The sequence below is a fragment of the Flavobacterium sp. FlaQc-57 genome, assembly GCF_044007395.1.
GTDB lineage: Bacteria > Bacteroidota > Bacteroidia > Flavobacteriales > Flavobacteriaceae > Flavobacterium.
The window spans coordinates 250,814-266,390 of the sequence record NZ_JBIPDA010000002.1 but is presented as its reverse complement, the minus strand read 5'-3'; the positions used below and the strand labels follow the sequence as shown (position 1 = coordinate 266,390).

Sequence of the window (15,577 nt, the reverse complement as noted above, 5' to 3'; positions counted from 1 at the left end):
CTTATGTTTTTAAGGTGAAATATTGTAGTTAATTTGTAGTCAGTGCATTACATAAAAATAGTGAGGATAAGGGAAATTTATAAAAACAAAAAACCCGATAACGTAAGTTATCGGGTTAAATCTATATTCTTTGCTCTTTATTCTATTTTCTAAAACAAGATCTAATCATTCAATTTCAAAACAGCCATAAATGCTTCTTGTGGAATCTCAACGTTTCCTACCTGACGCATACGTTTTTTACCTTTTTTCTGTTTTTCCAGTAATTTACGCTTACGCGAAATATCTCCACCGTAACATTTTGCGGTAACGTCTTTACGAAGTGCTTTAATAGTTTCACGAGCAATAATTTTTGCTCCAATTGCAGCTTGAATCGGAATGTCAAATTGTTGTCTCGGAATCAATTCGCGTAATTTCTCGGTCATTTTTTTACCGATGTTGTAAGCGTTGTCTTCGTGAATTAATGCAGAGAGTGCATCAACAGTTTGTGCATTCAAAAGAACATCCAGTTTAACTAATTTTGAAGTTCTCATTCCAATAGGAGAATAGTCAAAAGAAGCATAACCTTTAGAAACTGTTTTTAAACGATCATAAAAATCGAATACAATTTCGGCCAAAGGCATATCAAAATTCAATTCAACACGTTCTGTTGTCAAATACGTTTGATTGGTAATTTGACCACGTTTTTCGATACACAAACTCATTACGTTTCCAACAAAGTCAGCTTTTGTAATGATTGTTGCTTTAATATATGGTTCTTCAACTCTGTCTAAACGAGAAGGCTCAGGTAAGTCAGAAGGATTGTTTACTACGAAAGGAACTTCTGGTTCTTTTTTGGTGTAAGCCAAATACGAAACGTTAGGAACTGTAGTAATTACAGTCATATCGAACTCACGCTCTAAACGTTCCTGGATAATTTCCATGTGAAGCATTCCTAAGAATCCGCAACGGAAACCAAATCCTAACGCTGCAGAGCTTTCAGGTGTAAAAACTAACGAAGCATCATTCAATTGCAATTTCTCCATAGAAGAACGTAAATCTTCATAATCTTCCGTATCAACAGGATAAATTCCGGCAAATACCATTGGTTTTACATCTTCAAAACCAGTAATCATATTAGTAGTTGGTGTTTTGGCATCTGTTAGAGTATCTCCAACTTTAACCTCTTTGGCTTCCTTAATTCCAGAAATTAAATAACCAACATCACCAGCAGAAATTACATTTTTAGGAACCTGATTTAATTTCAAAGTTCCAATTTCGTCAGCAAAATATTCATTGCCGGTAGCCATGAATTTAATTTTTTGACCTTTTCTGATTTCTCCATTTACAACCCTGAAGATTACTTCAATTCCACGAAAGGGATTGTAGTGTGAATCAAAAATCAAAGCTTGTAATGGCTCATCAACATTTCCTGACGGAGGTGGAATTTTTTCGATAATGGCAGCCAAGATATTCTCAACACCAAAACCTGTTTTTCCAGATGCATGGATAATATCTTCTAATTTACAACCTAATAAATCGATAATATCATCACTAACCTCTTCAGGATTCGCACTTGGTAAATCAACTTTATTCAAAACCGGAATAATTTCAAGATCATTCTCAAGAGCCAAATATAAGTTAGAAATAGTCTGTGCCTGAATACTTTGTGCAGCATCAACAATCAAAAGCGCACCTTCACAGGCAGCGATTGAACGTGAAACTTCGTATGAAAAGTCAACGTGACCAGGAGTATCAATTAAATTTAAAATATATTCCTCGCCTTTGTAAGTGTATTCCATTTGAATGGCATGACTCTTAATGGTGATTCCACGCTCGCGCTCCAGGTCCATGTTGTCAAGCAATTGTGCTTTTTCTTCACGAGCTGTAACGGTTTGTGTAGCGCCCAATAATCGGTCTGCCAGTGTACTTTTACCGTGGTCAATGTGTGCAATAATGCAAAAGTTACGTATCTTCTTCATTTTAATATGTCAATTCTCTAAACGAGTTTAAGTAATTTCCGGGTATAAATTTGCGCTAGAGCAATTGCCTTAGAGCATGTTATTAAGGCGCAAAGATAGCGCAAAGTTTTGGATTCTGGAATGTAGATGTACGATAGTTGGGTTCTAAGATTTAAAACGAGCTCTAAAATTCAAAATTAAACCCTTTTTCTGTTAATTTCTTGTAGATATCCTGATCGAATTTGTACAGTTTTGCAGCTCTGTGCGAGACATCTTGTTGTTTTTCGTCGAGCGCAACCAGCAATTTCATGTGCAATATTTTTCTGCGAAAGTTTGATTTATCCAATTCGATACCTAATATTTCTTCATAAAGATGCATTAATTGTAAAAGAGTAAATTTTTCGGGCAAAAGATTAAAACCAATTGGTGCCTGTTGAACTCTGTTTCGCAATTGCATCAAACTAAAATTAAGAATTTCGTTGTGATCAAAAATTAAATTCGGAATCTCATTAATTTTATGCCATTTGCATTCTCTTACCATTAAACTGGCCTTGATGTTGTAGTCTTCTCGATTTACTAATGTATAATAACCTATAGTTACAACTCTTCTTTCAGGTACACGATTAGGATTGGTGAAAGCTTTTAACTGCTCCAAATAGATATTGTCCAGACTTGTTAGTTCGTATACAATACGGTGCGCGGCATCATCAGCGCTTTCTGTTTTTTTCATGTATCCACCAAGAAGTCCCCATTTTCCAATACTTTCTCCTTCGGCATGTTGTACTAATAGTACTTCGAGACTTTCTTTATTAAAACTAAAAATTACACAGTCAATCGTGATTCCGTCAATTGCGGGAGAAGTATTATTAAGATCAGTTTCAGTATTGTTTTTAGAAGATGAGATTGTCATTTTTTAAGATTATAAGCAAATATTAAAATTCAAAATTGAACCCTTTTTCAGTTAGTTTTTTATAGATCGTCGGATCAAATTGATACAATTTTGCAGCTCTGTGCGAAACGTCTTGTTGTTTTTCATCAAGTGCTACCAATAATTTCATGTGTAAAATTTTGCGTCTGAAATTTGACTTATCCATTTCAATTCCTAAAATTTCTTCGTACAAATGCATCAATTGTAATAGTGTAAATTTTTCAGGCAAAAGATTGAATCCTAAAGGAGCCTGACGTACTCGATTGCGAAGATGCTGTAGACTGTAAGATAAAATCTCGTTGTGATCGTAAATTAAACTCGGAATACTATTGATTTTATACCATTTAGCATCAGATGCGGTAAAACCGGCTTTAATGTTATAATCTTCTCTTTTTACCAAAGCATAATATCCGATAGTGATAACACGTCGCAATGGAAAACGATCCGGATCACCAAACGCTTTTAGCTGTTCCAGATAAATATTGTCAAGTCCTGTAAGTTCATTCAATAAACGATGCGCGGCAGCATCTGTACTTTCTTTTTTATAGATCCAACCTCCCGGAAGTCCCCATTTCCCTTTACTAATTCCTTCCCCGTGTTCTACCAAAAGTACTTCCAGACTTCCTTTATCAAAACCAAATATAACACAGTCAATTGTGATCGCGTTCATTGCGGTTTGCTCGCTTTTTAGGGCTGAATCGTCGGATACATTTTTGACCATATGTTATTAAAATTTTGACAAATTAAATAAATTAAATGACTCGTTGCCTGCGCAAAAGCTTTATATTTTTTTTAAAGGACCAATTTTCTGACAATCAATCATTTGTAATTCTGTTAAAAAATGTGTTTTCAAATGATAATTCTTAAATGTCTGATTGCTAAATGATTAATTCTTTATTTTTTTGATATTTTTTTATCCTGTTTTGTTTAATATTTTATCGTTTTGATAATAGTTGACTCTCTTTAATTTGAAAAACAAAATAATACACTTAATATTTTGCTAATATAGAAAAAATGTTTTACACTTGTAGTCAAAATAACCATAAGATAAATTCAAATTGACTATAAGTTTTTGAATGAACAAATTCTTCTCACTTGAGAAAGTAATTGTAAAGCTATTTTTGAGAATGTCAAGGGTGTGTGAGGTTATGATTTTCGCAGGAAAAAATATTTAGCCAACCGGATTTCTTGAATAAGAATGAATCAACTTAAATACAACTAACTATAAATTTAACCAAATTCTTAATTATTATGAAAAGCAAATATTGTATAAAAACAACAATGCTTCCGTTTTGTATGGCGCTGCTGCTAAGCGTCTTTGCAATGCAGTCTGGTTTTGCGCAGGAACAATCCCAGTTTGTAAGCGGAAATGTAAAATCAGCAGATGATGGTATGGGGATCCCAGGTGCTTCTGTCGCAATTGAAGGAACCAAGACGGCAACATCAACAGATTTTGACGGGAATTTCAAACTGGACGCAAAAACGGGCAACGTGATTGTAATCAGTTTTATGGGATTTAAAACACAACGTATCACTGTTGGTGCACAAAAAACGATTAATGTTACTTTACAAACAGAAGCGGCAGACTTAAAAGAAGTTGTCGTGATAGGTTATGGTTCTCAAAAGAAAACACTTGTAACCAACGCTGTTACGCAGGTTAGCGGTGATAATCTTGCTAAAACCAATACTACAAATGCATTGCAGGCACTTCAGGGACAAGCTGCCGGACTTCAAATTACTTCTACTTCAGGGCAACCGGGAGAAGCTTTGAAAGTAGTGATAAGAGGAGTCGGTTCAGTAGCTGGGAGTAGCCCGCTGTATGTAGTTGACGGAATTCTTACTGGTGATATTTCTTATTTAAGTAACTCTGATATCGAATCTATTTCTGTACTTAAAGATGCTGCTTCAGCAGCAATCTACGGTTCTCAAGCGGCAAATGGAGTTGTTTTGGTAACTACTAAAAAAGGAAAAAGAGGAGCTCCGGGAAAAATTACTTTCGATCAATATTACGGAGTACAATCTGTAGCCAGAAAAGTAGATTTATTAGATGCCACAGAATATGCTACAATATTAAACGAAGCAGCAGTTAACTCTGGTAAAAATCCTTATTTTACCAATAGCCAAATTGCTGGTTTAGGAAAAGGAACCAATTGGATGGATAAAATGTTGACAGATAATGCTGCAACGAAAAACTTCTCTTTTGGTGCTTCGGGTGGTTCAGATACTTCAGTATATTCTACATCATTGTCTTATTTAGGACAAGAAGGAGTTGTTGGAGGTAAAGATTTATCGAATTATGGACGTTATAATTTCAGATTCAATTCAGAACATAAACTATATAAAGACGTCGTAACAATTGGTCAAAATTTAAGTTTTGCTTATGTAGATAAAAACGGTATTGGTGTAGGAAATCAGTATAACAATGCACTAAGAAGTGCTTTTCAGGTTTCGCCTTTATTGCCAATGTACGATTCAAACGGAAATTATTTTGACACTACAAACAGTACAGAACCGTGGATAGCCGGTACAGCAAATCCTTATGCTTTAATGGAGTACACGAATCAAAATGAAAGTAATAATCAAAAATTATTAGGGAATGTTTATTTGCAAATTGAACCTATAAAAAACTTGACATTTAAAACTACTTTGGGACTTGATTATTATGTTTCTGAAGGACATTCGTACACTCCTAAATATCAATTGTCAATTTATGCAAACACTGCTTTTGATAAAGTAAATCAAAACATGAGCAAAAATAAAAGCATTACATGGGATAACTTAGTGTCTTATAAATTTAATGCTGCCGAAAATCACCATTTTGAAACAATGGTTGGTACATCGTTTATTAATTACGATGCAACTTCGGTAGAAGTTACAAATGCAGATTCTGTTTTTAATGATTTAGAACATGCCTGGATCGATAATACTACGAATAAAGACGGGGCTAAAATTGCTATTAAAGGTAAAAAAGAAGAAAATAAGTTAATGTCTTATTTTGGAAGATTTAATTACAACTATAAAGAAACCTACTTATTAAATGCAACTCTAAGAGCTGATGGATCGTCTAAATTTGCTCAGGGTAACCAATGGGGTTATTTCCCTTCAGTATCTGGAGGTTGGGTAGCTTCAAACGAAGATTTTTTAAGAGATTCAAAAGTATTCAACTTCCTTAAATTAAGAGCGAGTTGGGGACAAGTTGGTAACCAAAGCATTAGATCGTTTCAGTATTTGGCATTAATTAAATCAAATAATACGAACTATAATTTTGGAAATGAAGAAGGTATTTTAACGCCTGGTGCTTATCCGCAAAACATATCAAATACCAATGTAAAATGGGAAACTTCAGAGCAAATTGACCTTGGTTTAGATGCAAGATTTTTAAACAATGCATTGAATGTAACTTTTGATGTGTATCAAAAAACAAACAAAAATTGGTTAGTTCTAGCGCCAATTTTAGCTACTGCCGGTGCTGATGCTCCATTTATTAACGGTGGAGATGTTGTAAATAAAGGAGTCGAGTTAAGTTTAAATTATCAAAATAAAATTGGCGATTTTAATTATAGCATTAGTGCAAACGGTGCTTATAATAAAAATGAAGTTGGTAAAATACCAACTGTAGACGGTCTTATTCACGGATTAAACAATGAACTTTATGACAATGCCGGTGAGTTTTACAGAGCAGAAAACGGACAGCCTTTAGGTTATTTCTGGGGATATAAAACAGGAGGTGTTTTTCAGAATCAGGCACAAATCGACAATTATAAATCAGCAAATGGTGTAGTATTACAGCCAAATGCAGCTCCGGGAGACATTATATATGTAAATACAAACGGTGATGATAAGATAGATACAACTGACAAAACCAATATTGGAAATCCAAATCCGGACTTTACATATGGTTTCTCATTGTCTGCAAGTTACAAAGCATTCGATTTTTCATTAATGGCAAATGGTGTAGCAGGAAATCAACTTGTACAATCGTATAGAAATCAAGCAGGCGCTTATGGCAATTATACCTCTGCAATATTAGATCGTTGGCATGGAGAAGGATCTTCGAACACTATACCAAGAGTAACAGAAGACAATAGAAACTTTACACAATTTTCAGATTTGTATGTTCAGAACGGAGATTTCTTAAGAATCAGTACTGTTACATTAGGATTTGATTTAGCCAAAATGAAACAATCAAAACCATTTTTTGCAAGCCAGTTCAGAGTTTACTTTTCAGTATTGAACCTTTACACTTTTACAAAATACAATGGTATGGATCCTGAAATTGGATTTGGTTCTTCAAATGATGATCAAAAGTTTTCATCAGGTGTAGATGTTGGGTATTACCCAAGACCAAGAACATTCATGTTGGGATTAAATGTTAAACTTTAATAAATAAAAAGATGAAAAATACATATCTATATATTTTCTGTTTGAGTTTATTGTCGCTGGGTTCTTGCAGTTTAGAAACAGAACCTTTAGTACAACAAACAGATACGAATTTTTATAAAACAACAGACGATGCTTATGCAGCATTAGTAGGTTGTTATGACGGAATGCAAGTAGCAACTGGTGCAGGAGGATTAGGAATTCCTGTAATTAGCGAAGTAATGTCTGATGACTGTTTTGGAGGAACCGGAAATTCAGATGGATACAGTTATGCGGCAATTGATGAGTTTGATATCACCCGATCTCCTTCAGATGTTGATTTGCTTAACAATAACTGGATTGCTTATTACAAAGCACTCTTTCGTTGTAATGTTTTCTTATCCAAAATGGATCAAATTGACTGGAAAGGAAATACCGTTTTAAAGAATACTTATGAGTCAGAAACGAAATTTATCAGAGCCTATCTTTATTTCGAAATGGTACGTTTGTGGGGAAGTGTGCCATTGTTAACAGCGCCTTCTACTGAAAATATTCCGCAAGCAGCACCAGAAGAAATCTATAAAGTAATCGCACAAGATTTAGTATTTGCTGCAAACAACTTACCAAGCGGTGCCTATACTTCTACAACTAGCGGACGTATTACAAAATGGGCTGCAAAATCGTTGCTTGGACGTGTATATTTATATTACACAGGATATTACGGAAAAGCAGATTTAGCCGGAGTCGTAACTAAAACACAAGCATTAGGACACTTAGAAGATGTTATTGCAACTAGCGGACATGGTTTAGTAGCTGATTTTTCTACTTTATGGCCAGCAGCATCAGTGGATAAATATGCAGGAGAAAACAACAAAGAAAACGTGTTCTCTATAAAATATACTTACACAAGTGATTATAACGGAAATACAGATGGTAACCATTGGTTAGTAATGTTCGGAATGAGAGAATTCTCATCGTACCCTTACGGACGTGGATGGGGAGTTACTGTAAATTCTAAATTATGGAAAGCTTACACTGCTACAGACACAAGACGTGTAGCTACAATGATTGGAATCGATGAAGAAAAAATAAAATTCGACAAACTAAACAGCCAAAGAGAATATACAGGTTATTACAACAAAAAATATTCGCCAATGGTAGACAAAGACGGAAAAGATCTTCCGCTTACTATGGGAAGTCAGTTTTGGGATATAAGTCAACTTCAGGATTATGTAGTCTTAAGATATTCAGATGTTTTACTAATGGCTGCCGAGTTAGGAAGTGGAAATGCTCAGGCTTATTTTGATGATGTTAGAAAAAGAGCTTACAAAGAGAATTTTGTTTCTCTACCTGTAAATTTCGATAATATCATGAACGAAAGACATTTAGAGTTTGCTCTTGAAGGTATTAGATATTACGATTTATTACGTCAGGGAATTGGAAAAGCTTCTACAAGTATTGCAGAAACTACAACATTGTTAAGCGGTGGAGTTGCAGGAACAAAAACAATTTCGGCTGCAAAAATTCAGGCAACAAAAGGATTGCAACAAATTCCAAATACACAGATCACATTGTCCGGAGGAGTTTTAAAGCAAAATGCTGGTTGGTAATTTTAACTAAAAAATGGAAAAAATGAAAAATATAAAATTAGTAATTACATCATTTTTGATGTTAGCATTAATGCTAGTATCATCTTGTTCCCCAGAAACCTTTTCTTTGGACGAACCGTTGGCTAAATCGGATATACACTACGAAATAACTCAGGATTTTGTAGTAGACCCGGGAGGAAATACAGTTATACTGAAAAACACAACTCCGGGAGTTGTGCTTACTTGGGATTACGTTACAGGAAAATCCAGCAAAGCAACAGAAACTGTAAAATATGCTTTTAAAGGAAATTACACAATCAAGATTACTGCCGTAACAGGCGGCGGAATTGTTGAGCTAGATCCAGTAACAATTACAGTAACCAAGGATAATTTAAGTTATGTAAACGATCCTCTTTGGACTGCATTATCTGGTGGAGTTGGTAAAAAGAAATCGTGGATAGCAGACAATGGTAAATACGGTTTAGCTCAAGGTGCCATGTCTTATGCAGATCCGAGTACAGTAGTTGAGTGGAATAAATTTACTCCAAACTGGGAACCTGCAGGAAATGCAAATTCAAGTTCAGATGCAGATATGCATTGGGGAAGATACATGACCTTTAGCCTTGACGGAGGACCTTTCATGACAGTTCATGAAGCTGATGGAACAACAATCCAAAACGGATCATATTTCTTAGATATCAATGCGCATACGTTAACCACAACCGGAGCAACTATTCTAAGACCAGATAATTATATTGCAAATGCAAGTAACTGGAACAACAGTTTAAAAGTACTAACACTTACTGAAAATCAGTTAAGAATAGCAGTACTTAGAACCAATAGTGAAGGTCAATGGTGGTATATTTGGAACTTTGTTTCTAAAGATTATGCAGACAAATATGTTCCTGTAGTAACAGATCCAGTTCTTGACGAAGGCTTTAATCCTACTTTTGCTCCGGGCGAATTGTTAACCATGTTAACAGGAGGAACAGGTGCAGGAAGAGTTTGGAATCTGGACGGAAAAGGAAATCCGGTTGACTGGGTTGGAAAAGGAATTGGTTGGACAACTGGTGCTTCCAGCTCTTACAATTGGGGATGGAATGATGATTGGACAGCAATCTCAGGTAATTCTTGGATTCGTTTTGATCAATGGGGCGGTAAACTTAATTATACCCGCAGTCAAAATGGAGTGGTAACTTCAGGAATTTTTACTATCAAAGCAGCAACCAATGAAATTGATTTAGGAGGAGAAACACTTCTTCAAAATTCAACTAGCTGGATGAATCCAACCGTAAATGTTATTAAAGTAGTTAAAGCATATAATAAAGATTATTTGCAAAAAGGTATTTGGTTAGGAACATCGTATGATACATCTAAAGATGAATGGTTCGTTTTCCATTACATAATTCCTTAAATTATACATTTTTAGTTTAACAATAACCTGAAAGCAGTTTACCTTCTTTCAGGTTGTTTTAAAATCTCTAATACTATGTTTCAGCTTACTTTATATAAAAAAATAGGATTACTTTTTGCCTGCTTTCTGGTACTAACAGGATGCAAAACATCAAGTGATGAAAAATTTAATAATCGAAAAGTTTCTTTTAATTCAGATTGGAGTTTTCACTTAAATGATAGTATAAAAGACAAAGATACTATTGGCGCTTCAACACAATGGCGAACACTAAATGTTCCTCATGATTGGAGTATCGAAGGAAAATTTGATGAAAAAAGCCCTGCCGGATATGGCGGAGGATCATTAAACGGAGGATTAGGCTGGTACAAAAAAACATTTAAAGTCGCTGCTGCGGATAGCAGTAAAGTAACTTCAATTACTTTTGATGGCGTTTACAAAGACAGTGAAGTTTGGGTAAACGGACATTATTTAGGAAAACGTCCAAACGGATATATAGGTTTTCAATATGAAATCTCCTCATACTTAAATTACGGAGATAAAAACAACGAAATAATTGTAAAGGTTAACAATTCAAAACAACCCAATTCACGTTGGTATTCGGGATCAGGAATTTTTAGAAACGTCTGGATCGAAACCACAGATAAATTACACGTTGCACAATGGGGAACCTGTGTGACAACACCAAAAGTTACGGCCGAAAATGCTTCGGTAAATTTTGAAACCACAATTCAAAATCAGAATTCAGATTCAAAAAAAGCAACCGTAACAACAACTATTTTTTATGGTGTCGGAAGTGATCTTAGAAGAATAAAATCGACTAATCAAAATATAACAATTGGTGCAAATACCAATCAAATTATCAAAGAACAAATTGAAGTGCCGAATCCTGTTTTATGGTCGGTTGAAAAACCAGAATTGTATACAGCAGTTACGGAAATTTCGATTGACGATAAAGTTGTAGATGAATATAAAACGAAATTCGGAATCAGAAATTTTAAATTCGATTTAAACAAAGGTTTTATTTTAAACGGAAAACAAGTTAAAATAAAAGGAGTTTGTATGCATCACGATTTAGGACCATTAGGTGCAGCAATCAATACGCGTGCTATTGCAAGACAGTTAGAGATCTTGAAAGAAATGGGTGTAAACGGAATTAGAACTTCACACAATCCGCCCGCTCCGGAACTTTTAGACTTATGCGACAAAATGGGTTTCATTGTCATGGATGAAGCTTTTGATATGTGGAAACAGACCAAAACCAAATACGATTACGGAAACGATTGGGATAAATGGCACAAAAAAGATTTAGTAGATCAATTGCTTCGCGACCGTAATCATCCAAGTATTTTTATATGGAGTATTGGAAATGAAATTCCAGAACAATGGAGTGAAACCGGCGTAACAATCGCAAAAGAATTGGCAGCAATAACACGTCAATACGATAAAACACGTCCGTTAACCGCAGCGATGAATCCGCCGGTAAATATGAATATTGACGACGTAACATTACAATTCAAAAAAAATAATGTTCAAATTAATCCGCTTGCTGCATCAGGTATTTTAGATTTAATAGGATATAATTATGCACATCAAACCTATGAACATCATCAAAAGAATTTCCCAAATACACCTTTTATCGCAACCGAAACTACTTCGGGTTTACAAACTCGCGGATATTATGATGCAGTTTCAGATGTCAATAAAAAATGGCCAGTACGATGGGATTTAAAATTTACTGATGGAAATCCCGGAAACACCGTTTCAGCATATGATCAGGTACAAACACCTTGGGGTTCGACACACGAAGCGACTTGGAAAATTATCAAAAAACATGATTATCTTTCAGGAATGTATATTTGGACAGGTTTCGATTACATCGGAGAACCAACACCTTACGAGTGGCCGTCTGTAAGTTCTTATTTTGGAATTGTAGATTTAGCAGGTTTCCCAAAAGACGTTTATTATATGTATCAAAGCGAATGGACGGATAAAACCGTGCTGCATATTTTTCCACATTGGAACTGGAAAGCAGGACAAATCGTAGACGTTTGGGCATATTATAATAAAGCAGATGAGGTAGAGCTTTTCGTAAACGGAAAATCAGTAGGCGTTCGAAGTAAAAAAGGAGACGATTTACACGTAATGTGGCGAATTCCTTTTGAAGCAGGAACACTAAAAGCAGTTTCCCGTAAAGATGGAAAAGTGGTTTTAGAAAAAGAAATCAAAACAGCCGGAAATCCATCACAACTAAAAGCAACAGCAGACAGAAGTACAATAAAAGCCGATGGAAATGATTTGTCATTTGTAACCGTAGATATTTTAGATGATAAAGGAGCTTTAGCTCCAAATGCGAATAACGAAATCAATTTCTCTTTAAAAGGAAACGGAAAAATCGTAGGCGTTTGTAGCGGTGATCCAGTTAGCCACGAACCGTATAAAGGAAGTAAACATACAGCTTTGGCTGGAAAATGTTTGGTTATTGTGCAATCCGAAAATAAAACAGGAAGATTAGAATTGACCGCAAAAGCGAATGGACTAAAACAAGCTACAATTGTAATTACAGCAGAATAAGTTTTCTAATTTTTGAAATTTAAGTATAGCCACAGATTAAAGGATTAAAAAGATTTAAATCTGCGAGAGAAAAGAGAAAAGAAAAAAATCCTTTCGAATCCTTTTAATCTGTGGCAAAAAAATAAAAAAAATAACTAATGAAAAAATCACATTTAAAAACCTTGTTTTCGATTTGCGCTTTTGGACTTCTTACAATTCCAAATGCCTCAGCTCAAATCCAGAATGCAGATGTACTGAATGCTCCAATAGACATCAGCAAGGATTTTCAGAATTATCTGAACACCTTTTATTTTGCAGATGAATTGGCTTCTTTTGATCCTGCAACAGCAAAAGGAACGATCAAATATTTGAGATATAATTATAAAACGCGTCAGGCATTCAACAACATGATGATGAAGCCTGATGTAGAAAAAGCAAACGAATTTCCAACAACAGAATATGCAGAATCTCCTGTTTTGCCATTCCAAATTCAATTTGTTTCAGATAGAACCATTAGAATCAAAACCACTTCAGGGCCACAATTTCATCCCGAAAAAGAATCCCTAATGTTGATTAACGGTGTTGCGCCAAATCATCCTGAATTATGGAAATATGCTAAAATCGAAGGCGGTCACAGTTATACAAGCAAACACGGAAGAGTTGAAATTTTGACAAAACCTTGGCATGTAAAAATTTATGACGAAAAAGGAAAATTATTAACAAGTACACTTCACGATACTGATTTTAAAAATACCTATACACCAACACTTCCGTTTTCGTATGTACGCAGAAACAGCGATTATTCAAGAAGTATGGGAGCTGCTTTCAGCTTAGAACCGGACGAAAAAATATTTGGTTGTGGAGAATCTTTCACACAATTCAACAAACGCGGACAAAAAGTTGTTTTATGGACAGATGACGCCAACGGAATCCAAAATGAAACGATGTACAAACCCGTTCCGTTTTATATGAGTAGCCGTGGTTACGGAGTTTTCATGCATCATTCAACACCAATAACAGTTGACTTTGGGAAATATTTTGGAAGTGCTAACGAAATGTACATTGGAGACGACGAAGCCGATTTATTCTTCTTTATCGGAGAACCAAAAGACATTTTAGACCAATACACGGATTTAACCGGAAAAGCAGCAATGCCACCACTTTGGTCATTTGGTTTCTGGATGAGCCGAATCACTTATTTCACAGAAAAAGAAGGTCGCGAAGTAGCCAAAGATTTGCGTAAATATAAAATTCCAACAGACGTAATTCACTTCGATACAGGTTGGTTTGATGTAGATTGGAGAAACAATTATGAGTTTTCTAAAGAACGTTTTCCTGATGCTCAAAAAATGATGTCAGATTTAAAAGACGACGGCTTCCACGTTTGTCTATGGCAATTACCCTATTTCTCACCAAAGAATACATTGTTCCCTGAAATAATGGACAAAAATCTGGCAGTTAGAGATCGCAAAGGAAATCTTCCATACGAAGATGCTGTTTTAGATTTCTCAAATCCCGAAACCGTAACTTGGTATCAGGCAAAACTAAAACATTTATTCGATCAGGGCGTTTCAGTTTTCAAAGTAGATTTTGGAGAAGCAGCTCCGCCAGACGGAATTTACCATTCAGGAAGAACAGGTTTTTATGAACACAACTTATATCCATTAAGATACAATAAAGCTGTAGCCGAAATTACTCAAAAAGAAAAAGGATACACTTTAATCTGGGCAAGAAGTACATGGGCAGGAAGTCAACGTTATCCGTTACATTGGGGTGGCGATGCCGAAACTTCAAACGGAGCAATGTCGGCAGAATTACGCGGTGGACTTTCATTAGGATTAAGCGGATTCAGTTTTTGGAGTCATGACGTAGGAGGATTTGCAACAAAATCTCCAGAGAATTTATATAGAAGATGGGCGCCTTTCGGAATGTTTACTTCACACGTAAGAAGCCACGGAGAACCTCCGCGTGAACCTTGGTTGTACAGCAAAGATTTCTTGGAAGGATTTAGAAAAGCAGACAATATGCGTTACGAATTAATGCCTTACATCTACGCTCAGGCAAAAGAAAGTTCACAAAAAGGATTACCAATGATGCGTGCTTTATTTGTAGAATATCCAAATGATCCGGGTGCTTGGTTGGTAGACAATGAATATTTATTTGGTTCAAGTATGTTGGTTGCTCCGCTTTTTGAAGAAGTTACAGAAAGAGACGTTTATCTTCCGGAAGGAACCTGGATTGATTACCAAACCAAAAAAGTATACCAATCCGGATGGCATAAAATTAAAGCGGGCGAAGTTCCAATCATAGTTTTAGTTAAAGACGGAACCGCTTTGCCTCACATCGCATTAGCACAATCTACAAAAGATATGGATTGGAGTAAATTGACGTTGAAAGTTTACGCAAGTGATAAAACAACATCGGCTACAGCCAAAGTCTTTTTACCTGATGGAGATTCCGTTCAGGAAATAACAGTGACTAAAAAAGGAAATAATTTTGAAGTTGCACCAAATGCATTAAACGGAAAAACCACTTTTAAAACCGAGTGGATAAAATAAAAAAGTTTGCCACGACTCGAGCGATAGCGAACAGGCGAAGCAATTATACTAATTTACACCAATTAAATTCGCGATAATTCGTGCAATTCGTGGCAAAAAAATAAACACATAGAAACTATGTTTGTTTAAGCTAGTGAAACGCCTTTTTAAGTTTTCCAATAAGCTATGATTCTATGTGTTTAAAAAATATTGCCACAGATTTAAAATCCATATAATCCTTTAAATCTGTGGCAAAAAAATAA

The 15,577-nt window shown here is 35.3% G+C and carries 8 protein-coding genes; 5 read left to right on the top strand and 3 right to left on the bottom strand.

Annotation, left to right across the window (positions count from 1 at the left end; translation table 11 throughout):
* Window positions 1-161: 161 nt before the first annotated feature.
* From lepA to ACHRVZ_RS07125, 3 genes are all read right to left on the bottom strand, one after another.
* Window positions 162-1,958: a translation elongation factor 4 gene (gene lepA, locus ACHRVZ_RS07135; RefSeq protein ID WP_395421568.1), complete on the bottom strand. Its 1,797-nt coding sequence runs from the start codon at window positions 1,956-1,958 to the stop codon at window positions 162-164.
* A gap of 163 nt (window positions 1,959-2,121) precedes the next feature.
* Window positions 2,122-2,847, bottom strand: coding sequence for an NrtR DNA-binding winged helix domain-containing protein (locus tag ACHRVZ_RS07130; protein ID WP_395421567.1), 726 nt, complete (start codon window positions 2,845-2,847; stop codon window positions 2,122-2,124).
* Window positions 2,848-2,869: 22 nt separating this feature from the next.
* The gene (locus ACHRVZ_RS07125) at window positions 2,870-3,586 is read right to left on the bottom strand and encodes an NUDIX hydrolase (RefSeq protein WP_395421565.1); all 717 of its coding nucleotides are present in this window, start codon (window positions 3,584-3,586) and stop codon (window positions 2,870-2,872) included.
* Window positions 3,587-4,116: 530 nt separating this feature from the next.
* On the opposite strand from ACHRVZ_RS07125, the gene ACHRVZ_RS07120 reads away from it, so the two are divergent.
* The 5 genes from ACHRVZ_RS07120 (at window position 4,117) to ACHRVZ_RS07100 (ending at window position 15,335) form a co-directional block, all read left to right on the top strand.
* Window positions 4,117-7,248 carry a SusC/RagA family TonB-linked outer membrane protein gene (locus ACHRVZ_RS07120; protein ID WP_395421563.1) on the top strand — a complete coding sequence of 1,044 codons (3,132 nt, stop codon included), beginning with the start codon at window positions 4,117-4,119 and terminating at the stop codon, window positions 7,246-7,248.
* Between the two features lie 11 nt (window positions 7,249-7,259).
* Window positions 7,260-8,834: a RagB/SusD family nutrient uptake outer membrane protein gene (locus tag ACHRVZ_RS07115; RefSeq protein WP_395421562.1), complete on the top strand. Its 1,575-nt coding sequence runs from the start codon at window positions 7,260-7,262 to the stop codon at window positions 8,832-8,834.
* Window positions 8,835-8,856: 22 nt separating this feature from the next.
* Window positions 8,857-10,227 (top strand): hypothetical protein, encoded by a 1,371-nt coding sequence (locus ACHRVZ_RS07110; protein ID WP_395421561.1) that lies wholly within the window; start codon window positions 8,857-8,859, stop codon window positions 10,225-10,227.
* Between the two features lie 75 nt (window positions 10,228-10,302).
* Window positions 10,303-12,798: a glycoside hydrolase family 2 TIM barrel-domain containing protein gene (locus ACHRVZ_RS07105; RefSeq protein WP_395421560.1), complete on the top strand. Its 2,496-nt coding sequence runs from the start codon at window positions 10,303-10,305 to the stop codon at window positions 12,796-12,798.
* Window positions 12,799-12,935: 137 nt separating this feature from the next.
* Window positions 12,936-15,335, top strand: coding sequence for an alpha-xylosidase (locus ACHRVZ_RS07100; RefSeq protein WP_395421559.1), 2,400 nt, complete (start codon window positions 12,936-12,938; stop codon window positions 15,333-15,335).
* Window positions 15,336-15,577: the final 242 nt, after the last annotated feature.